8 protein-coding genes are annotated in these 23,230 nt (G+C 68.2%); 6 read left to right on the top strand and 2 right to left on the bottom strand.

Annotated elements, in window-relative coordinates; translation table 11 throughout:
* Window positions 1-6 precede the first annotated feature (6 nt).
* A complete protein-coding gene (locus M5D76_RS04635) occupies window positions 7-3,687 on the bottom strand; it encodes an Ig-like domain-containing protein (RefSeq protein ID WP_248922211.1) in 3,681 nt (1,226 codons plus the stop codon).
* Between the two features lie 605 nt (window positions 3,688-4,292).
* On the opposite strand from M5D76_RS04635, the gene M5D76_RS04640 reads away from it, so the two are divergent.
* The 4 genes from M5D76_RS04640 to M5D76_RS04655 all read left to right on the top strand — a co-directional run bounded on the left by M5D76_RS04640 (window position 4,293) and on the right by M5D76_RS04655 (window position 15,988).
* Window positions 4,293-11,018: an InlB B-repeat-containing protein gene (locus tag M5D76_RS04640; protein ID WP_248922212.1), complete on the top strand. Its 6,726-nt coding sequence runs from the start codon at window positions 4,293-4,295 to the stop codon at window positions 11,016-11,018.
* Window positions 11,019-11,206: 188 nt separating this feature from the next.
* A complete protein-coding gene (locus tag M5D76_RS04645) occupies window positions 11,207-13,165 on the top strand; it encodes an NlpC/P60 family protein (RefSeq protein WP_248922213.1) in 1,959 nt (652 codons plus the stop codon).
* 90 nt (window positions 13,166-13,255) lie between these two features.
* Window positions 13,256-14,143 carry an SGNH/GDSL hydrolase family protein gene (locus M5D76_RS04650; protein WP_248922214.1) on the top strand — a complete coding sequence of 296 codons (888 nt, stop codon included), beginning with the start codon at window positions 13,256-13,258 and terminating at the stop codon, window positions 14,141-14,143.
* A gap of 108 nt (window positions 14,144-14,251) precedes the next feature.
* Window positions 14,252-15,988 (top strand): hypothetical protein, encoded by a 1,737-nt coding sequence (locus tag M5D76_RS04655; RefSeq protein WP_248922215.1) that lies wholly within the window; start codon window positions 14,252-14,254, stop codon window positions 15,986-15,988.
* A gap of 65 nt (window positions 15,989-16,053) precedes the next feature.
* Here M5D76_RS04655 and M5D76_RS04660 read toward each other — a convergent pair whose 3' ends face one another.
* On the bottom strand, window positions 16,054-16,899 hold the full coding sequence (locus M5D76_RS04660) for a hypothetical protein (RefSeq protein WP_248922216.1): 846 nt from the start codon (window positions 16,897-16,899) through the stop codon (window positions 16,054-16,056).
* Window positions 16,900-18,097: 1,198 nt separating this feature from the next.
* Between M5D76_RS04660 and M5D76_RS04665 the strand changes: the two genes are divergently transcribed.
* Both M5D76_RS04665 and M5D76_RS04670 read left to right on the top strand, forming a co-directional pair.
* Window positions 18,098-20,980 carry a YhgE/Pip domain-containing protein gene (locus M5D76_RS04665; RefSeq protein WP_248922217.1) on the top strand — a complete coding sequence of 961 codons (2,883 nt, stop codon included), beginning with the start codon at window positions 18,098-18,100 and terminating at the stop codon, window positions 20,978-20,980.
* Window positions 20,980-23,214, top strand: coding sequence for a YhgE/Pip domain-containing protein (locus M5D76_RS04670; protein WP_248922218.1), 2,235 nt, complete (start codon window positions 20,980-20,982; stop codon window positions 23,212-23,214). The genes M5D76_RS04665 and M5D76_RS04670 overlap by 1 nt, the downstream gene beginning before the upstream one ends.
* The last annotated feature ends 16 nt before the right edge of the window (window positions 23,215-23,230 follow it).

Genomic DNA, 23,230 nt, shown 5'->3' on the forward strand with positions numbered 1-23,230 from the left:
TGCAAGCTAGCGGCGGATATGCTTGCCCACATGCGCCGAACGGCGGAAGCGGGTCTCAACCGCGACCGCGAGCAGCGCGGCGGCGCTCATGGCGGCGAGCGACGCAAGCAGCGCGACTGGCGTGGAGTCGCCGGTGTTGGCCACCACGGCGCCGCCCCTCGAGACGGCGCCCCTCGCGGCAGGCGCTTCAAGCACCTCGAAGCTCGCATCCACGCTGCCGGCGTCATCGAATATCGCGTTCAGGGTATGCTCGCCCACGGCCAGCGTCTCGAGGTAGGCCGGCTTCAGCTTCACGATGACGCTGCCAGGCTCTGCCGTGTAGTCGGCCGCGTCGACGTCCTTCCCGTCCACTTGGATGCCGGTGAAGTGGGAGAAGGTCACGCTGTCGTCCACCGAGCGCTTGAACGCGAAGTCTGCCGTCGCCGAGCTGCCCTTCGTCCACCGCAGGCCGTCGCCTTCGACGCTCCTGTAGGAAACGCCCTCATCTGGCCTCAGCTTGGGGATCGGCTCGGTCTTGGCTTGAGTTTTGAAGGCAGGGTTTGTGAAGGTCGCCGTATAGGTCTTCACGCCTTCTTCGGCTTCCGTCGGCTCCTTGGTTACCGCCGACGTGGCCTTGGCGGTTTCCGTCTCAACATGGCTTGCGTCCCTCTTGCAGATGAGCGTCGCCGTCACGCTGCCGTTGTCGGCCGCCCACTCGTAGGTCGGATCGCCCCAGTCATGGCCGAGCGGGTGGATGGCTTTGGCCTCGTGAGAAAGCTCGGCGCCGCAAACCGAGCAGTAGACGACCTCGTCGTAGCTTCCGGCTTTCTCGCACGTGGCCGCCACCTCGTTTTCACGCACGGGCGCGGCGGCCGTATGGCCTGTCGCGGGAACCTCGCTTGTCCTCGCCTGCGTCGCGAAGGCGATGTTCTTGAAGCTTGCCGTGTAGGTTCTTGAGCCCGCTTCGGTACATTTTGGATTCACGTCCGTAATGATGGGGGTAACCGTCTCGACCTCTACGAAGCTTGGATTATCCGTCAAGGCGCGCGAGGCTTTTACTTCCATGTTGTCGGCCGCCCATTCGTAAGTCGGCTCTGTCCAGCTGTGTGAGTGCCCCTCTGCCGAAATCGTTTCCGTCCTGGTCTGCACGGTGAAGGCCGGATTGGCGAAGGAGCCCGACGTATACGTTCTCACGCCGAGTTCGTCTCCCTCAGGCTGTTTGGTCACCTCGGAGGTGACGTCCACGGTCTCTGTCTCTTCGTGGCTTGCGTCCTTCTTGCAGACGCGCTTCGCCGTGACCTGGGTATTGTTTTCATTCCATGTATAGATGGGATCGTTCCAGTCGTGCTCGCTCTCGCGGATTACGAAGCCCAGCGTCACGGTCGGGCCCTCGACGCCTTCCCACGCGTATTTGGTGGGGTCTTTCAGCGTGAGCACAACGGGGTAGGTCCCAGGCTCCGTGCCGCCCTTGTTTTCTGTCACGGTGTATAGGTCGCTCGCGGGCACGTCGGCGACTTGTTTTTCGCCTGTGTAGGGTTTGGAATCGATCTCAGGTGCAGCCACCTGCGCATGGGTTACCTTTACCGAGCAGGTTGCAGTCTTGTCATCTGCTGTATCGTCCGTTCCGTTGGTCGCGGTGACGGTGATGGTCGACTCGCCCACAGCAACGGCGGACACCTTGCCGGTACTATCCACCGTGGCGACGCTCTCGTTGCTGCTTTTCCAGGTGACGGTCTTGTCCACCACGATGGTGTCAGAGCCTTCGGGTGAAACCGTGGCCACCAGTGTCTCTGTGTTACCTACGACAAGATTGGTTTCCTCCTTGTTGAGCGAGACGCTCTCCACGGCAACCTTCCTCACGAATTCTGCCGTTACGGTCACATCTGCCGCGGGCATGGCGAAGGTGTATTTGGAAGAATCGCTTGTATCCTGAGTGAGCGCGAGCTCGGTTTCTCCAGCTGTAGCCTTCAGTGTGCCGGGCTTTAGCACCCAGCCGCCTGCGTCCGGCGCTACGGTGAGAGTCACTGTGCTACCCGGCACCGCACGAGACTTGCCGACGACAACGCTGCCGCCTTGAGCCTCAGACGCGGTAACCCCAAAGGTGCTCGCACGAACCAAAGTCTTGTTATTAAGCGTGTCAAGATTAGCTGCAGTATAACTCGTGGCCGCAAAGGCTTCCCTTGTACTCTTGTCCGTGAAGGGTCTTTCCATCGTCAGTGTGACTGACGTATCTTCGTTGTTGCAGCGGTAAGAAGTCGCTTTGACACTTATGTCGTATTCGTCTTCGGCGTACTTCAGCGTGATGGTGGTCGCAAGGCCGGTTCCATCTTTACCGTTGCCGATGCCAGATCCATTGGCGCCACCTATGGATTCTACGGTGCCGCCACTGATGGTGATGGTGGTGCCGGCGCCACGGTCGCCGCCGCCGATGCCCGCGCCGCCTGCGTTGCCGGTGGCTACAACAGTGCCGCCGGAGATGGTGACGTTGTCGCCGTTGCCGCCCTTCCCGCCGCCGATACCAGCTGCATCGGATCCAGCGCTTGCAGTTACGGCGCCACCGGAAATGTTGATGTTGCCGCCACCGCCGCCTTCGCCGCCGCCGATGCCGGCCCCATACTTGCCGCCCGTAGCTTCTATAGTGCCGCCAGTGATATTGATAGTGCTGGCATTGACCCTGCCGTCGGTGTCATCACCTGCACCGATACCCGATGCGTAGCCATTGCTCGAGGCTTTCACAGTACCACCGGCAATGGTGATGTTACCCCCGATGCAGCCATCGCCACCGCCAATGCCTGCGCCGTCCGGGCCGCCGTAGGCCTCGACCTCGCCGCCGTAGATGCTAATCGTGCCGCCAGTGGTTGCCGTGCTGCCCGCGTCGTCGTCGCCCGAACCGATACCTGCGCCGCTATCATTGGGAAAGCTATAAGATGACTGAGGGCCGCCTTTTGCATAGACCTTGCCGCCCCAGATGGTGATGGTGCCGCCGTTTCCGCCCCTACTACCGCCGATGCCGGCGGCCCCACCACCGCCGTACGCCTTGACATCGCCTCCGTAGATGGTGATTACGCCGCCGTCCCGGCCTGGGCCGTAGGCATCGCCGCCGCCGATGCCGGCGGAGCCGTTGCCGCCACGTGCCTCGATCGTGCCGCCGTAGATGGTGATGGTGCCGCCGGCACCCGTTTTGCCGGCACCGATGCCCGCTGCGTGAGCGTCATTGTTATCGTTATTGGCAGTTATTTTGCCGCCATGAATCGTGATGGGGCCGTTCGGACCCGTGTTATTGTCGGAGCCTATTGGCGCGTTCTCTTTGCTGGTGTCGGCATAGCAGACTAGCTCGCCTGTTTCTCCCTGCTGGGCATAGATGTTGATCTTCGATGACCAATAGACATTGATGCCCTTTTCCAGCGTGAGCTTGGAACCGTCCGTGAGGATGATGTTGGCCTCCGCCCCCTCCGCAACCTTGATTCTATTCTTGCTCTCGACGTCACCGCTCACGTAGTACCAGCCTTGTATGCTCTCAGTGTCTTTTGTAATGGGCGCACACTCGGCGGTCTTCGTTTCCGACGTGACCTTCGTGCCGTCCCAGCTCTTCTCGACGTAGCTGACATTCTCGACCGCATATGCCGTCCCACTCGTCGCAAACAAGAACCCAATGGCCAGCACCAATGCCAGCAAAAGACTCTTCGGCTCTCTCGATACCCTCTTCATGACGCAGCCGCCTCCGTCCCAGCTGTCGAATAACTCGTGTCAGTCACGCCCTTGTCCATCTTCACCGCAGCCCCATATCGAGCTGTCGTCATTCAAGTCGTTTTCTTTCAAAACACTTCGCTGAGCTCATGTACCGTCTGCGGTTCGAGACGAGTCCTCGCCTTCTGGTTTTCGGCTCTTGCACTACAAGGCGATAAAAAACTGTTGGCGTCATCAATGTATGCAAGATTATCTGCGGTCATTGCCTCATCTGGCAAGGAGGTTGCAAACGACGGGCAGCTCGGAGCCGTGAGCGGCGGCAGAGCCTGTTGGGGCGTCAGGGGTACACGGACGTATGAAGCAAGTACGATGCCGAGTGGATGCACGAATGCTGGAAAAACTCGCGCCCTCGAGGCACTTCTGCGCTGCTGATTCACGCCCTCAACGGCATTTTGCGCTGCAGATACGTCTGGCGGCCGCGCCTGCCGCGCCGCCCGCCGCATCGTTCGCGTCCCTATGCTGCTACGACGCCGACAATTCCTTGTGCGACCATCTGCCCTTTGGTACGTTTCTGGTGAGAACGCACTGCTCAAACGGCACGTAAACACGCGAGAGACGGAACGGCGATGCGCCACCCTCGAACCGACAGGAAGCAGCGCGGCGCACGGCTCGCCGCAGCGATCATGCTCTCCGTCGCGCTTGCGACGCAGGGCATGCCCGCGCGCGCCGTCGCGGTGGCGGCGCCGTCGTCGGGCGACGAGGCTCCCTCCGCAGCGTCAGGGCTCGACGAGAAGAGCGCGCAATCCTTGTCCGAGCAGGCCTCGGGGAGCGAGTCAGCACCCCTGGCCACCGACTCCTCCGACGGCGCCGCTCTGACTGACGACGTCGCCCGGCCGGACGCCGCGCTTGACGCCGCCACGCCGGACGCCGCCGCCCCGGACGCCGCCCCTGCCGATCCCGCCTCCTCCGACGCCCCAGCCCTCGACCTCGTCATGTCCGCGAGCAACGGCGTGATCGTCGAGCTCCACGCGCCTGAAGGCGCCTTTCCCGCGGGTACGGTCGCAAGCGTCCGCTCCGCCGACCGCGACGCCTTCCTCGACGCCGCCCGTAACGTGGTCGACGGCGACCCCGTCGACGCCCGCGCGGTCGACATCTCGTTCATCTCCGACGGCTACGAGGTCGAGCCCGCGGCTGGCACCTCCGTCAGCGTCAGCCTGCGCCCCCTCTGGGCGCCCGACGGCCAGTCCTTCTCGGCGGTCCACGTCCGCGACGACGGATCGGCCGAGGTCGTTGCTGGCGCCGACCCCTCCCGCGCGGACTTCGCGGCCACCGACTTCTCCGTCTACGGCATCGTCGGCGACGTCACACGCCCCGACGTCTTCCAGCGCGCGAGCGTCACCTTCACGAGCAACCACGTGCTTCTCTCCACGCAGGTCGTGCGCGAGGGCGACACCATCGAGGCGCCCGACCCCACGCCGCCGGAGGACGGCAAGGTCCTCGCCGCCTGGAAGGTCGGCGACACCGACATCACGCCCTACCTCAACCGCACGCTCGCCGCGGCCGACGTTGCCGCGCTCGCCGCACTCGGCAGCGCGGTCGCGGGCGCCGACAACCTCAGCGCCCTCACGGCCACTGCCGACTTCGGCGTCGGCTGGCGCGCCTACCTGCACAAGGCTCCCCACGGCGAGGAGAACTCCGGCCTCGTCGCCGACAGCGTCAAGTCCTCCGCGGGCGGCGAGTGCGACCTCTCGCGCTCGTCCTTCGCGCCGGAGGGCGGCTTCAAGCTCGTGGGCTGGGACGCCTACGACGGCGACAGGTACATCGCCACCTATGGGGCGGACGCGAAGATCACGCTCTCGGCCGATGCCCATCTCTTCCCGGTGCTCGCCCAGGGCCAGTGGGTCAGGCTCGACATGTCCGGCGCCCCTTCGCTCTCGAACGTCTTCGCCCCGCTCGTCGACGGGACCGACAACCGCTGGACGCTCTCCTATGAGGACCTTCCCACCGAAGCCGCCTCTGCCGCGGGATTCCGCCAGGGCTACGTCTTCGACGGGTGGTACCTCACGCGCACGGGGGACGACCCCGAGACCTGGGAGTACTCCGACCCCATCACGGCCGACGATCCCGAGAGGACGATCGACGACCCCACTGCCGTCGTCTATGCCAAGTGGGTCCCCGACCAGGCGACCTACTCGATCGTCCACTGGATCGAGGGACCCGAGGGTGGCCCCGGCGAGGGAACCTACGCCTACTACAGCACCGAGTCGCGAGTCGGGCCGGTGGGAAGCGAAATCGCCCTCGAGCCCTACGAGATCGCCGAGTATCACATTGCGGGCGAGGGCGAGCTCGGCCCCGGGCCGGCCGCCAATGCCACGGTCGTGACCGTGACGCCGGACGGGATCGCGACGAAGAACGTGTACCACAACCGCAACAGGTACCGGCCCTCCTACTACAAGCAGAACGCGTCCACCCCGATCGACGTCGGCAACGACCCGAAGTACGAGGGCTACGTCAAGTGGGGCGAGGACCCGGAGGTCTGGGACGCCCAGGGGCGCGTGCGCGAGTACCTCATGCAGTGCCACAACTCGGCGGGCACGCGCTACTGCGTCTTCGAGTCGAGCGTCAGCACCGTGTCGCTGAGCGACAACCTGAGCTGGACCTCGTCGTACCCGCAGTATCCCAGCATGGCCCTGCCCGACAAGACGAGCATGAACATGCACGTCTACCTGTGGGTGTACGCATCGTCCATCCGCGAGACCTTCTACTACGAGGTGATCGACGGCGACGAGGAGCCCTCGGGTGAGGAGGGCGAGGTCATCCAGGTGACCTTCGACGGCGTGACGCGCACGCTTCGCTCCGACCCCGCCAAGACGCGCGACCGCCAGACGTCGTACGCCTGGCGCGATCATCAGATCCGCGTGGAGCCGTCCGAGGAGTACTTCTCGACCGAGGGCTTCTCGAAGTGGGCGTGGAGCTGCGGCAACAACAGCAATGCCAAAATAACGGAGGCCTTCCCGAAAACACAGCGCAACCCGCAGAAGGCCTACAACGACAACGGCGTCTATCGCCTCGACTACTACTACACGCGCAACAGCTACACGCTCTCCTTCGCGAACGTCGAGGCGGTCGACTGGGCGAGCATGGGCCTCGTCGAGCCCACCTCGCGCACGGTCAGCTTCGGCATGCCGCTCACGAGCTTCGACCCCGGCCTGACCGGGTCCGCCACGCGCACGATCGGCGGGCGCACCTATCGCTTTGCGGGCTGGTTCCTCGACACCGACGCCGCGAACAACCCGGAGAAGGAGGAGTCCCAGGTCCGTCGTATCGACTTCTCCTCCGACACGATGCAGAAGGACACCGTCGCCTACGCCGGCTGGGTCCCCGTCAAGCGCACGGTCACCTTCGACACGGGGGAGGGCAGCCCCATCGACCCCGTGACCGTCGACTCCGGCGACCGCCTCGAGCGCCCCGTCGACCCGACGCGCAGCGAGGAGATCGGCGGCGAGACCGTCGACTACACCTTCGCCGGCTGGTACCGCGACGAGGAGTTCCTCGTCCCCTGGGACTTCGAGGTCGACCGCGTCACGGCCGACACCACCCTCCACGCCAAGTGGATCAGCGGCAAGGTCTGCACGATCACCTACCACGACGCGGACGGCACGAGCAGGCGGAGCCCCAACACGTTCTTCTCGGGAGCCCGCGTGAACCTCGACGCGCCCAAGCTCCAGGCGACCACCGTGGGCGGCGAGCCCGTCTCCTTTCTCGGCTGGTCGGCGGGCCAGGACCCGACCACCAGCCTCGGCGACCCGGCCAGCCTCGTGGGCGGCACGATCACGCTCTCCTCCGACGCCGACGTCTACGCCGCCTACGGCGACGCGCCCGCGCCTGCGGGACCGCAGGTCACGCTCGAGTCCAACTACCCGTCCTCGACCGGTCTTGCGCCCGTTGCTTACGCCGGCGCCGACCTGCGCGCAGAGACGGACAACGGCCAGGTGAGCCTGCCTGAGCGCACGGCGACCGGCATCGAGGTCCCGCGCGGCTGGCGCTTCCGCGGCTGGTGCGAGACGGCAGACGGATCCGGCCGCGTGTGGTCGCCGTCCGACCGCGTGGGCGTCGCCGGCGAGACCGAGCTCTATGCCGCGTGGGAGCCCATCGAGCTCACGGTGCCCACGGTCCCCTCGGCCACCTACGCCGGGACCGGGCGCGAGCCAGCCTTCGCCGTCACCGACGACGATGGTCGCGCGCTCACGCAGGGCGTCGACTACACCCTCAGCTGGGACAACAACGTCAACGTCACCTCGGCCTCCTCCAAGGCGACGGTCACCGTCACGCCCACGGCCGCGGGTTCCGTCTGCGCGGCACGTCCCGTCTCGGCGAACTTCGACGTCACGCCCGCGCCGCTCACGGTCACGGCCAAACCCAAGACCATCACCTACGGCGACGCGGCCGCCAACGACGGCGTGTCCTATGCGGGCCTCGTCGACGCCGACCGCGACGGCGACGAGCCCAAGGCGGGCGTCGTCGAGGGCACGGCCGCCTACGCCTACACCACGGCCGCGTCCGGCGCGGGCACCGCCTACGCCGCGGGCAGCGACGCGGGCACCTACTACATCACGCCCTCACACCTCACGGCCGCGAACTACGACGTCACCATCGCCTCCGGCGCGCTCACGGTCACGCCCAAGACGGTCACGCTCTCGTGGGCCGAAGACCTCACCTACAACGGCGCCGAGCAGAGCTTTGGCGGCGCGACCCCGGGCGGGCTCGTGGGCAGCGACTCCGTCACGGTCGCCTCGTACACGGGCACCACCTCGGCCACGCACGCCGGCGCCTACACCGCCACGGCCGCGACGCTTGGCGGTGCGCGTGCCGCCAACTACGTGCTTCCCGCCGATGCCTCCCACGAGTGGCACATCCTTCAGGCAACCAACGCGGCCACGGTATCGATTGAGGGCTGGACCTACGGGGAGGCCGCCAAGGCGCCGGTGACCACCGCGGACTTCGGTGCGGAGACCGCCACCTACGCATACTTCACCGACGAGGCCTGCGAGACGCCGGCCACCCAGCTCTCGCCGTCGGGCGCGCCAACGCAGGCGGGCGACTACTGGGTCAGGGCCACGATCGCCGAGACCGCGGACTACGCCGGTGCCACCGCCAAGGCCGCCTTCGCCATCTCCCGTCGCCCGCTCACGGCCACGGCCAGGCCCGCGTCCGTCACCTACGGCGAGGCGGCGGCCAACGACGGCGTCGACTTCGCGGGCTTCGCGCCGGGCGAGGGTGAGTCTGCCCTCGGCGGCCTGAGCGTCTCCTACGCCTACAACGAGCGCGCCGACGGCTCGGGCGCCGCCTACGCGCCGGGCAGCGCCGCCGGAACCTACCAGATCATCCCCGCGGGCGCGACGGTGGCCGGAAACTACGGGCTCTCCTACGTGGCCGGGCCGCTTTCCGTGGGGCGCCGCGCGCTCACTGTGGGCGCCCGCCCGGTGACGGTCACCTACGGCGAGGTGCCCGAGGGTGCCGGCGTGACCTTCGAGAACCTCGCCCCGGCCGACGTGGCTGACCCCTCCGCGGCCGAGCCCGAGCCCGCGGCGGGCGCTCTTCTCGGCACGCTGACCTACGCGTTCGGCAAGGTCGAGGGTGCGGACCTCGTTCCCTACCAGGTCGGATGGGACGTGGGCGCCTACGCGGTCCGTCCGGGCGGTCTGAGCTCGCCGAACTATGATGTGACGTTCGTTGACGCCGCGCTCACGGTCACGCGGCGCGTGGCCGAGCTTTCGTGGGCCACGCCCGACTCCTTCGTATACGACGGCGCCGAGAAGAGCTACGCCGCGGCCGCGCTGGCAAACGCGCTGGCGGGAGACGATGTCTCGGTCGGCACCTACGAGGGGCGGCTCGCGGCCACGGACGTCGGCGCCTACGACCTCACCGCGACCGCGCTTGCGGGCGAGAGGGCCGCGAACTACGAGCTGCCGGCCGTGGGTGCGCCCGAGCTCTCGCACACCTGGCGCGTCACGCAGGCGCCCAACGAGTGGGTGGTCGCGCCCGCCATCGAGGGCTGGGTGGCCGGCCAGGCGCCGTCGGTTCCTGTCGGCGAGGCGCGCTTCGGCGCGGTCGCGTTCGAGTACCGCCGCGTCGGCGCGGGGGAGGACGCGTGGTCGCCCGATGCGCCCGGCGAGGCCGGCTCGTGGGAGATGCGCGCACGCGTGGACGAGACCGACAACTGGGAGGGCATCGAGGGCGTGGTTGCCTTCGAGGTGGTGCCCGACACGCTGACCTTCGACCCCAACGGGTCTCGCGTGACGGGCGGCACCGCTGCCGTGGAGGGCCGCACCGGCGAGGGCGTGATCGTGCCCGAGGGTGGCTTCTCATGGGAGAAGCACGAGTTCGTGGGCTGGAACACCAAGCCCGACGGGTCGGGTGCGGCGTATGCGGCCGGCGACACGTACACGCTGACCGAGGAGGACGACGTGCTCTTCGCACAGTGGTTCCCGCCCGGCGAGCTTGCCTACGACGCCAACGGCGCGCCGCTCGGATCGGTCGAGACGCAGCTCGGGCGCGAGGGCGAGAAGGTCACGGTCGCGGCCTGCGACTACCTCTACCCGGCGCATCGCTTCACGGGCTGGAACACGGCCGCCGACGGGTCGGGCAGGCTCTTCTCGCCCGGCGACGAGTTCACGCTCTCGCTCGGGGGCGACACGCTGTACGCGCAGTGGGAGCCGACCGACCCCGGCACGATCACGCAGCAGCTCAGGCCCGAGAACTGGGGAAGCGCACGGCTGGGCGTCGATGACGCGACGCTGGCGCGCTCGGTCGAGCTCACGGAGGATGAGCGCGTGCTGATTGCCGCGGGCGTGGACGGCGTCGTGTGGGTCAAGGTCGCCGAGGTGGGCTCGACCGTCGCGGGCGACGTGCGCGCGAGGCTCGACGCTGCGGTCGGCCCGGACGTGGGCCCGGCGGCGTACCTCGACGTGACGGTCTGGCTGCGCGTGGGGGACGCCGAGCCGCGCCAGGTCAGCGATCTGCTCGAGCCGGTGGTGGTCGCGCTCGACCTGCCCGACGGCTTCGCCGCGGGCCCCTATGCGGTGGCGCGCGACCACGGTGGCTCGGCTGCCCTGGTCGACCACGAGGTCGCGGGCGCGACGCTGTCCTTCTCGTCCGACCGCTTCTCCACCTACGAGATCGCGGCGGCCAAGGCGGCCCCAGCCGCGACGCCGGCCGACGTGGTGCAGCTTGCGGCCACGGGAGACCCCGCTGCGCTCGCGCTCGTTGCGATGGCCGTGGCCGCGGGCGTCTCGCTTGTGGTGCTGGGTGTGGCTGCGCGCCGCGCGCGCCGTCGGATGCGCCGCGGCTAGCGGGGCGGACCTCCTGCAAATCCACGACCCCTCTCGCGACACTGCGCGACAAGGCTCACCTTGTGCGCTCTTCCCTTTGTCTGTGGGCTGCCCGTCGTCGTTAGTGCTAGAGTCTGCGCTAACGCTCTGATTCAGCCATTGATATGTCGCAGCCTGCATGGGCTGCCTATTCTGACGAGGGTGACGTCATGGAGAGACGAGTTGTTGCGCGCGGCGCGGTGTGCGCCGCTGCGATCTTGGCCGCGCTGACCTTTGCCGCCCCGTCGCTTGCGCTCGCAAGCGATGGCATGGCCCCGACCGACGACAAGGCCCTGGGCGTCGTCGTCCCGCTCGGCGATGCCGAGGCGGATGCCGAGCCCGGCGTCTCGCTGCCCGCCTCCTCCGACAAGGCCGACGCCCCGTCCGGCGCGCCCGCGACGGGCGACCTGCCCGCGGACGGCCATGGCGGCGACTCGCCGCAGGCCGCAGACGCGCCGACCGCCTCCGGTGCGGGGGAGGAGCCTACGTCCCAGTCTCCCGCTACGCCCGCGGACGGCGAGAAGAGCCTCCCACAGGAGCTCGCGGCCGCCTCCGGGACCACGGGCGCCGCGCCCGCGGCCGAGCCGGCCGGTCAGGACGCCGCTCCCGCGCAGCCTGCTGCCTCGTCTGCCAAGCCGGCGGACGCCCCGAAGCCGGCGGACGCCCCGAAGCCCGTCGCGGCCCCCGCCTCCAAGGCCGAGGTCGCCGAGGCCGCCACGGTCACCTACTCCAACATGTACCGCCTCTACAACCCGTGGACCGGCGAGCACTTCTACACGGCCTCGCTCTTCGAGGCGAAGTCCGTCGCCGAGGCCGGCTGGCAGTGGGAGTCCGTGGGCTGGGTCGCGCCCGACGCGGGCGACCCGGTCTACCGCCTCTACAACCCCTATGCGGGAGACCACCACTACACGCTCTCGACCGTCGAGCGCGACCACCTCGTGTCGGTCGGCTGGCGCTACGAGGGCATCGGCTGGTACTCCGATGCCACGTCCGCCTCGCTGGCGGTGCTTCGCCAGTACAACCCCTACGCTACGTCGGGCACGCACAACTTCACGACCAGCACGATGGAGGACGGCCACCTCGCGTCCCTCGGCTGGCGCCGCGAGGGCGAGGCGTGGCGTGCCTCCAAGCACGACAGGATCAAGATTGACGGGTTCTGGCTCGTAACGAATGCCTGGGGCTCGCTTGAGCGCTACTGGGTCGGCGCCGACGCTCTTCTCGCCCGCAACCGTCTGGTCGAGCCCTCCGAGGGCTCCGGCTGGAGGGCCTATGCGACCGGCTCGGGCGCGGTCGTGCGCGGCGCGCGTGACCGCGGCGACGGCTGGGCCTGGTACGCCGACCAGGACGGCCGCCTCGCTACCGGCAACGGCTGGGTCGTCACGGGCGCCTACGACGGCGGCAACCTGAGGCGCTACTGGTTCCACGACCAGGGCGGCTATGCGCTGGCGCGCGTCGGCTGGTTCGACCAGGACGGCGCCACCTACTACGCCGACCCCGCGCGCGGCTACGTCTCGTGCAACGAGTGCATCTGGCGCTCGTCGGGCTGGTACTGGGCCGACGGCGACGGCAAGACCTCGCGCATCGACTCGGGCAAGATCGGCTGGCAGAACCCCGCGGGCTTCTACCAGGTCAGCGCCTACAACGTGCGGCTTCCCTCGTACGCCAACGGCTACTTCACCTACGTGACGCCCTCGCGCATCCGCCCCGACGCCTCGCGCGAGGCCTGTGTCGAGGCCTTCATCCAGCGCGCGACCGAGTACCTCGGCACGCCCTACCGCTGGAACTACGCCATGGCGCCGGGCGACGGCGTCGACTGCGTCGGCCTCGTCATGCAGTGCTGCTACGCCGTCGGGATGGACCTCGGCGAGTTCAACCCCTTCGACCACATGGCCACCGGCGACGACGGCTGGCACAGCCACGACGCCAACAACCTCTGGGACTACGGCAGCGCCATGCACGTGGGGCTTGGCGACCGCCGCCGCGGCGACCTCATCTCCTGGGTCGGCCACGTCGCGATCTACCTCGGCGACGACACCATCATCGAGGCCGCCGGCCCCGGCACCTCCGTCTGGGTCGCCAACATGTGGGACAACGGCGAGCCCCGCGGCGTCATCCGCCTCTTCCAGTAGGCGCGGCGCCCTCGGGCGGCACCCGCCCCCTGCGCTAGACTTGTGGGACAAACGTCCCGGCGCCTTGCGCCGCATCGAAAGGCAGGCCTCATGTCCGAGAAGAGCACAGCACGTCGCGCCACCATCGCCTTGACCGCGACGCTCGTCCTGCTTGCGGGCGGCGTAGCCGCCTTCGTCCTGCTGAGCCAGCCGGGAGGCCTGCTCGCCCCGGCGCGCTCGCAGTCCACCAGCTCCGATACCGCGTCCCAGTCCGCCTCCTCCGGCAGCGCCGCGACTTCGACCTCCGCCGCCCCCGCGACCACGGCCACGACCACGGCCGACCCCCTCGGCAACGGCCGCCTCGCCAAGATGATCGCCGCGGGCGACATCAGGTCCATCCGCCTCATCGGCGACTCGATCACGGCCGGCTGGCTCTGCGACGGCTTCGGCGAGTACCCCGACACCGACGTCGTCATCTACTCCGGCCCTCAGGGCACCTACAACGAGACGTCCCCGCAGGTCGCCTGCTGGGCCAACGACTTCCGTACGTGGGCGTCCGCCCACGGCGTGACCAGCTTCGTCAACGCCGGCATCCCGGGCTTCCGCATGGAGTACCTCGCGCAGGCCCCCGACGCCTGGCTCGCCGACGGCGCCGACCTCACCATCGTCATGCTGGGCACCAACGACGCCTGCCACTGCTCCGTCGACGAGTTCCGCGCCTTCGCGGCAACCGGCATCGCCGCGGCCGCCGAGAAGAGCAAGGAGCTCGTGGTCGTCTGCCCGCCTGACAACGCGCGCACCGACGCCTCGCCGCTCTACGGGATGGACCAGATCGCCTCGGCGCTCGAGGCCGTCTGCGCGGAGCAGGGCCGCACCTGTGTCTCCCAGCTCGACACGCTCACGGTCGGTACCGCCGACTTCAACGAGGACAACGTGCACCCCACGTCGGCCGGCTCCCACAAGCTCTGGCAGGCGCTCAAGTCCAAGCTCGAGCTCTAGCCGCGTCTGCCGAAAGGGCGCCCCATCGGCCGCGCGGGTGCTGTATCCTCGCACTTTCAAGCGCTATGCGCTCGTCTTTGCGCCATCCCGCAACCGATTGGTCGGCCCATGACATCTCGCCTCCCCGCACGCACGCTGCTCCGCGCGGCCCCGCTCGCAATCGCCCTCGCGCTCGCCGCGCCGCACGCGGCCCTCGCCCTCGACTTCGCCTCCGCGCCCGCCGACACCCCGGCGTGCGCTCCCACGCCTGCGCCGGCCGGCCTGACGGAGCCCGACGCGTCCGCGACCCCCGTCGATGCAGCGTCCCCGCGAGACGCCGCCGACCCCGACGCGCCAGCGAAGGACGCCGCGCTGCCCGTCGACTACACCGCCGACCCCATCGTCGACCACACCGCTGACCCCACCGCCAAGCCCAGTCCCGCGTCCCCGGACGAGGGCGCCGCCGAGAAGAGCGCATCCCTGCCTGCGAACCCGGGCGGGGCTCCCACCGGCACCGAGCCCGCGCAGCCCACGCCCGCCGCCAAGGTCACGCCCGCACCGCAGTCCGCTTCCGCCACTCAGCCCGCACCCGCCGCCAAGGCGGAGGTCGCCGAGGCGGCGCAGCCCACCTACTCCAACATGTACCGCCTCTACAACCCGTGGTCCGGCGAGCACTTCTACACGGCCTCGCTCTTCGAGGCGAAGTCTGTCGCCGAGGCCGGCTGGCAGTGGGAGTCCGTCGGCTGGGTCGCGCCCGACGCGGGCGACCCGGTCTATCGCCTCTACAATCCCTACGGCGGCGACCATCACTACACGCTCTCGACCGTCGAGCGCGACCACCTCGTGGCGGTCGGCTGGCGCTACGAGGGAATCGGTTGGTACTCCGATGCTACGTCCGCCTCGCTGGCGGTGCTTCGCCAGTACAACCCTTACGCTACGTCGGGCACGCACAACTTCACGACCAGCACCGCCGAGGACGCCGTCCTGCGCGCCGCCGGCTGGCGTGGCGAGGGCGAGGCCTGGCGCGCCTCCTCCCACGCCCAGCTCAGGATTGACGGGTTCTGGCTCGTAACCAGCTCCTGGGGCACGCTCGAGCGCTACTGGGTCGGCTCCGACGCCGCCCTCGCGCGCAACCGCGTCGTCGAGGCGTCCGAGGGCTCCGGCTACTATGCGTACGCCACCGGCACGGGCGCCGTGGTGCGCGGCGCGGTTGACCGCGGCGACGGCTGGGCCTGGCTCGCCAACGGCGACGGCCGGCTGGCCGCGGGCGACGGCTGGCTTATCACCGACGCCTTCGGCCGGGGCACGCAGCGTTACTACCTCGGCACCCACGGCGGCTGGTCGCTTGCCCGCGTGGGCGAGTTCGTCGTCGACGGCCTGCGCTACTTCGGTCGCGGTGAGTACGGATTCGAGCTGAGAAACGACGCCGTCTGGCTTGGCTCGTGGCTGTGGGCCAACAATGACGGTGTGCTCAGCGCCGCATCCGGGATTCTCTCGACCCTGCTCGACGCCGCCCACTGGACGCCCGCCACGCCGGCCGGCTGGTGCGCCGCCTGGGTCGAGAACGTGGTCGCCAATGCCGGCCTCGGCGACTTCATGGGCAACGCCTGCGACCTCTACGACTGGTACTGCGCGAGCGGCAGCCTCTCCGACATCCGCCCCGGCATGATCGTGGCCGTTTCGAGCCACCCGCACACCGAGGCAGGGTCCATCTACGGCCACGTGGGCATCTACGTCGGAAACGGCTCGATCCGCGACTCCGTGTACGGATATGTCCGAGAGATGAGACTGTCCGAGTGGGTGGCCTACTACGGGGCCAGCGTCCAGCCGCGCTGGGGCTGGCTCGGAGGCGTCGTCGCCTGCTAGGCGCGAGGCATCGTGGGGTCCGATGCGTAGGCTCTTCTCGGCGGGCAGGCCGGCGGCCGGCGTGTTCAGCCGAGGATGGCGATGAGGGTCGCGCGTCTCTCGGACGCCTTGGGGTTGGCCAGGTTCCTGCGCAGGTTGGCGACGCGCGAGGGCGGAAGGCGGTCGGCGGCCTTGTCGACCAGCAGCGCCAGGATGCGCTCGAGGCTCTCGACCGAGGCGAGGTTCTCGTGCGTCACGTGGATGACCTGGTAGCCGTGCTGCGCGCAGTCCTGGTCGCGGAGACGGTCGGTGTTGAAGGCTTGCTTGTCGGAATGGAAGACGAAGCCGTCGACCTCGACCGCGATGCCGAGGCTGGAGAGCGGCCACTGGAGGTCGGGCGTGATCCTGCTGTTGTGCGTGAACGGGAAGTCGGCTGACGGGGCGCCCTCTTCTGGGCTCGCCTCCACGAGCGGCTTGTTGACCAAGGGCTTTGGGAAGGACGCGCCGCCCAGGCGGGGTTGGAGGGCGAGGGCGTAGTAGAACGCGCACTCGAGAGGGGAGGCGAGGCCGTCGGTGAGGTGCGCCGCGGCCTCCCGTGCCAGCGCGATGCCCCGCACACGGTCACGGAGGTGCAGGTAAGACCTGATTTCCTCTGCTGATGAAGCGGGTGCGATCTTGTAGGTTACGTCGGCGCCGTGCGGCCTGAGCGGGTCGCGCGAGTAGCTGCCGCAGAGCTCGCTGCCGAGCGATATGAGACGTAGGACGGCCGAGGTGTGGTCGACGCTGCCGGTGCCCTGGAGCCGCGAGAGCGTCTCGGCCGCGTTGAGGAACGCCTGGGCGGGGGAGTCTGCGAAGATCCGCAGGTCGCTTGGAAGTCCTGCGGACCTCAGGACGCCCGCCGGGACCGCGAGCCTGCTGGAAGAGCCAGGCACCGAGGCCTTGCCGTAGTGGGGCCGGACTAGTCTCGACCTTCGGCGCTCGGCCTTGTCCGCATAGGTCAGGTCAAGCGGTCGTCGCTCCGAAATGTCCGCGAAAGCCTTGGGCGCGACGACCGACAAGCGCTCCGCAGGGGGCAGCTGCCTCGTGCCCGTTCCCGCCTGTGCGCTGGGAGCTGGCTGGAGGCGCGCGGTTCCGCCGGTGCGGGATTCGCGAATGAGCGCGAGGGCTCGTGGCCCTGTTACGTAGATGTCCATGCGAACGTTATCCTCTTCCGACCTTGTCCCTGGCTGGCCTGCAGCTTGCACCTGACTGAACCATTTATCTTTAGGAGCAGGTAGATGGGGTTGTGGTGGATGTGCTGAGCCGTGGTCCCAACTAGGGCTTCACGGAAGATGCACAACACGCGGATGTTTCAGCAGGTTAGAAATCGGGCTCGGCGATCATTGGGCCCTTGGGTTGCGCGGCTCCTCAATTACCTTCTAAATAAGATCAAAAACCGAACGAACCGGTTCATTGGCGCTCGCCGGGATTGGCGGTCGCGGAATACATCAGTCATGCATGCGGCGCAAATGTGCCTCGAGGGCGTGACCGAAAATCGACTGCAGCGCAAACTGGCTTCGAGGGCGCGAGGGGTCAGCGCAGAATGCCGTTGAGGGCGTGAGCTGCAGCGCAAACTGGTCTCGAGGGCGCGAGGGGTCAGCGCAGAATGCCGTTGAGGGCGTGAGCTGCAGCGCAATACCGCCTCGAGGGCGTGAGGTCAGTCGCGCCCTCGAGGCCATTCTGCGCTGACGGTCGCGCCCTCAACCCGCATTTGCGCTGCAAGGCATCAAAAACTCGCGCCCTCGAGGCTGTTTTGCGCTGCAGACGCCAAAAAACTCGCGCCCTCGACTCGCTTTTGCGCTGAGGGCCATCGGCACTCGCGCCCTCGAGGCCACTTTGAGCTGCAGGTCTCTCCGTTTACCCAGTGCGTCTCGTCGCCAGTCCGCACGCACATGGATAGTGATTCGATTTGACCTTACATCGACTGCGTACTTGTACGAAAATAGGGTATTTAGGATTGGCATTACTGGCTTTCGCCGCAGGCTCCGTCGCCTCATGTCGGCAGGGCGAGCGCGTCGAGATCGGCTCCGCCTAGGCGCGCACCCGTGCGGCGGCCGAGACAAGAAGCAGACCGTACCTTGGAGTGGCATCTTGAAGAAGGCATTTGAAGTATTTCGTCGCGACCTGCGCAGGATCTTCCGCAGCCCGGTCGCCCTGGTCGTGGTGATCGGCATCGCCGTCGTCCCGTGCCTGTACGCGTGGATCAACGTGCTCGCCAACTGGGACCCCTACGAGAACACGAGCGACGTGCCGGTCGCCGTCGTCAACCAGGACAAGGCGGTCACGCTCGAGAGCATCGGCAGCGTCTGCGCCGGCGACCTCATGGTCGACGCCCTCAAGGAGAACACCCAGATCGGCTGGCGCTTCACCGACGAGGACGAGGCCCTCGAGGGCGTGCGCTCCGGCCGCTACTACGCAGCCATCGTGATCCCGAACGACTTCACCGGCCACCTCACCGGCGTCCTCAGCGGCAACACCGAGAAGGCCAAGCTCAAGTACTACGTCAACGAGAAGGTCAACCCCATCGCCCCCAAGGTGACCGACGCCGGCGCGTCGACCATCGAGAGCCAGATCGACAGCAAGTACATCGCCAAGGTGGGGGAGGTCGTCACCGAGAAGGTCGGCGTCGCGCTCGACAAGATCGCCGGGGACACCGACGGCGCCCTCGGCCGCGGCTCGACGACCCTGGGCGACGTCCGCACCGCGCTCTCCAACGTCGACTCCCAGCTCGGCGACCTCCAGACCAGCATCAACTCCGCGCGCGACGCCCTCAACGGCGCCGCCGACAAGCTCGACCCGCTGCAGGGCCTCGGCTCGCGCGTCAGCGGCCAGCTCTCCGGCGCCCGCGCGCGCCTCGGCGAGACCCGCAGCAACGCCGACGCCCTGCTCTCCGACCTCAACGGCCGCCTCGGCTCGGCGTCCGGCTCGATCTCGTCGCTCTCCTCGCGCGCGACCTATGACGTCTCCGCGCTCTCGGGCGACATCGCCTCGGCGCAGGCCCAGGTCGACGGTGCCATCGCAGCCCTCGAGACCCAGGTCCGCGAGGGCGAGAGCGTCCGCGACCAGCTCGTGCGCGCCCGCGACCTCCTCGACGCGATCGACCCCGTCGACCCCGACTCCCGCTCCATCAAGGACCGCGTCCGCTCCGAGCTCTCCGGCAACATCGACACGCTCGACGGCATCGTCAACGAGCAGCGCTCCAAGATCGAAGAGCTCAAGGCCCTGTCCGAGAAGATCAAGGCCTCGGTGCAGGAGGTCAAGGGCCTGTCCGGCACCATCAACGACAGGGTCCAGGCGGCGACCTCCGCGCTCTCCACGACCCAGAACGAGACCGTCACCAGCACGCTGACCAAGGTCAACCAGGTGCTCGACACCTTCGCCGAGCGCGGCCAGGAGCTCGAGACCGCCGCGGGCCTCGTCGACCCCGTCATCTCGCAGGCCTCCTCGCTCTCGCGCCGCCTCGCCGAGGCGCTCAACAAGACCGGCGGCGCCCTCGACGGCACCCGCAAGACCGTGCAGGACCTCAACACCGAGGTCTCCAACATCGAGTCAGAGCTCTCCGCCATCCGCGCCTCCAGCGCCTGGCAGACCATCAAGGGCGTCTCGGGCGCCACCCCCGAGGGAGTGAGCGACTTCCTCTCCGCCCCGGTCGACGTCAACCAGGTCGCCCTCTTTCCGGTCGAGAACTACGCCTCGGGCGTCGCCCCGTTCTTCACGAGCCTCGCGCTCTGGGTCGGCGGCATCGCGCTGGTCGCCATCTTCAAGCTCGAGGTCGACGAGGAGGGCGTCGGCCGCGTCCGCCCGTGGCAGGCCTACTTCGGCCGCTGGATGCTGTTCGTCCTCGTCGGCGTCCTGCAGGCCGTCATCTGCGTCGCCGGCGACCTCGTCATCGGCATCCAGTGCGCGCACCCCTGGGCGCTCTTCCTCTCCGCGATCGTCGCGTCGTTCGCGTTCGTGAACATCATCTACGCGCTCTCCGTGGCCTTCAAGCACCTGGGCAAGGCACTCGCCTTCACCCTCGTCATCCTGCAGGTCCCGGGGTCTGCCGGCACCTATCCCATCGAGATGATGCCTCCGTTCTTCCAGGCCATCGGCCCCTGGCTTCCCTTCACCTACTCCAACAACGCCATGCGCGAGGCCATCGCCGGCCTCTACGGCTCCAACCTCGCCTTCAACCTGGCCATGCTGCTCGTCTTCGTCATCCCGGCGATCCTCGTCGGCGTGACGGCCCGCGGCCACCTCGTCAACGTCAACGCCCTGTTCGACCACAGGCTGCGCGAGACGGACCACCTCGCCGTCAGCGAGCCGGTCGCCATCGAGGGCAACCACTACCGCCTGGCCACGGTCGTCAAGGCCTACCACAGTCCGCGCGAGTACCGCGCCACCTTCGACGAGCGCAGCGCCGCCTTCGAGCGCGCCTATCCCGGCCTCGTGCGCGGCGGCATCCTCGCCCTCTTCCTGCTGCCGCTCTTCTTCTTCCTGCTCATGCTCTTCCTCGACGCCCAGCTGCCCACCATCGCGCTGCTGGTCGTCGCCCTCATCCTCATCTACTCCTTCCTGATCGTGGTCGAGTACTTCCACGACCGCATCGCCCACAAGCGCGCCCTGACCGACATGCCACGCGAGGAGCTGCGCGAGGTCCTCAACGACACCCTGCGCGACGAGCTCATGCCCTTCGCGCCCATCGACAAGGTGCTCGAGCGCCAGGACGAGCGCCGCGAGCGCCAGGAGGAGCGCCGCGAGGGGCGCCGCGAGAGGGTCGAGCAGCTGCAGGAGAGGCAGGGCCAGGTCATCGAGTCCATCCGCCAGCGCGTCCTATCGCATGACGACGCCGAGAAGAGCGAGCCGCCTTCCCCCGACGCCACCACCGCCATCAACGCCCCCGGCGCCCCCGACGCTCCCGATTCCACCGACGCCCCCGGCGCCACCGACACCGCCCAAGACAGCGATTACGAGAGGGGAGGCGATGCGTGATGAGTCGCATCCTTGCCGTCATCAGGCGTGACTTCCGCCACGTCAGCAACAACGTCATCGTCCTTCTCGTCTGCGTGGGCCTGGCTTTCATGCCGTCGCTCTACGCGTGGTTCAACATCGCGGGCGGCTGGGACCCCTACGGAAACACCGGCCAGGTCAAGGTCGCGCTCGCCAACTCCGACGAGGGGCTCGAGGGCACCGTCATCCCGCTGCACGTCAACGTCGGCGAGCGCGTCGTGACGTCGCTCACCGGCAGCACCAAGATCGGCTACGTCGTCACCAGCGAGGAAAAGGCCCGCGAGGGCGTGGCCTCCGGCGAGTACTACGCCGCGGTCGTCATCCCGCGCGACTTCACCGAGCGCCTGCTCAGCGTGGCCAGCTCCGACCCCACGCACCCGCAGCTCGACTACTACGTCAACCAGAAGCGCAACGCCATCGCCTCGATCGTCACGAACAAGGCCTCCGGCTCGGTCAAGACCATGATCGACGAGGGCTTCACGGCGGCCGTCAGCGAGGCCGCCACCAGCGTTATGGACGACGTCTCGAACTTCACGAGCGACGACAACGTCATCGGCCTCGCGAGCCGCCTTGAGTCGGCGCTCGACAAGAGCTCCTCGTCGCTGAGGCGCGCCTCGGGCGACCTCGGCGCCTACCGCTCCGTGCTCGCCGCCATGCGCGACGTCGCATCCAGCTCCGACGTCGTGCTGGGCAAGAACTCGCTCTCCGTCGACGCGGCCCAGCGCCTGCGCGACGCGGCCTCGGGCGTGCGCGACTTCAAGCAGAGCGCGGGTGACGCCAGCGCCACGGTCACCGGTGCGATCGACCGCGGCTCGGCCTCGGTCGACGACGTGCGTGCCACCATTGACAACGCCTTCGCCTCCGCGGATGGCGACGTCGACAAGCTCGTCTCCGGCCTCGGCCAGGCGCGCGACATCGCGAGCCGCGCCCGCGACGGCCTGCAGAACCTCTACGACCGCCTTCAGACCCTGGAGGGCGCGGCCAACGACCTCGCCTCCCGCGTCGAGGCGGTCCACGAGTCCTCGATCGTCGTCGAGCGCGCGCATGCCGTCGCGGGCATGTGCGCCGACCTCAAGGCCCGCGTGGGCACCGCGATCGCAAGCCTCGACACGCTCATCCAGACCATCGACTCCACCACCACCGACGTCGAGACCGCGCGCGCCGACGCCCATGCCTCCAAGGACGAGATCCGCCGCCTGGCCGACCAGGCCAAGGCCGACATCGAGGGCGTGCGCTCCGGCATCGACTCCACGCTGACCACGTCGCTCTCCGACATGGCCGACTCCATCGACAACGCCGCCAACGGCGCCGAGGGCGTCGCGACCAGCCTGCGCGGCGAGGTCGACCGCGTCTCGCCGATGCTCGACGGGGCCACGGGCGGCATGGCGAAGCTCGAGTCGACGCTCCAGGAGGCCGAGGGCAAGCTCAACGCCGCCGCCGACAAGGTCGACGCCCTCCACGACAAGGCTCGCAGCGCCGCCACCTCCGGCGACGTCAACACCCTGCGCCAGATCTTCTCGGCCGACCCGTCCTCGCTCGTCGACTTCCTCGCCGCGCCCGTCCAGCTCGAGCGCACGGCCATCTACCCGATCGAGAACAACGGCTCGGCCATGACGCCGTACTACACCACCATGGCGCTCTGGGTCGGCGGCACGCTGCTCGGCATCCTGTTCTACACGGGCCTCAGCCACGCCGCGCTCGAGGAGACCCGCGCCCGCCCGCGCCATGCCTACTTCGGCCGCCTCGCGTTCTTCCTCACGGTCGGCTTCTTCCAGTCCACGATCCTGCTCCTGGGCGACCTGTTCTTCCTGGGCGTGCAGTGCGTGAACCCGTGGCTGTTCATGCTCACGGGCTGGCTCGCGTCGTTCGTGTTCATCAACATCATCTACTCGCTCGCCACGTCCTTCGGCGACGTGGGCAAGGCGATCGGCGTCCTGTTCATGGTCATCCAGGTGGCAGGCTCCGGCGGCACCTTCCCGGTGCAGATGCTGCCTGCAATCTTCCAGAAGCTCTACTCGTTCCTGCCGTTCGTCTACTCCGAGAACGCCTTCCGCGCGGCCATGTTCGGCACCTACGGCAACGACTGGCTGCTGTCCATGGGCACGCTCGCGCTCTACCTCGTCCCCGCCCTGCTGCTGGGCCTCGTCCTGCGCAAGCCGCTCGTGGGCGTGAACGAGTGGATGGAGGAGAAGCTCGAGGAGACCAAGCTGATGTAGCCCCGCGGGCCCGGAA

The organism is Olsenella intestinalis, from assembly GCF_023276655.1.
Lineage (GTDB): Bacteria > Actinomycetota > Coriobacteriia > Coriobacteriales > Atopobiaceae > Olsenella_J > Olsenella_J intestinalis.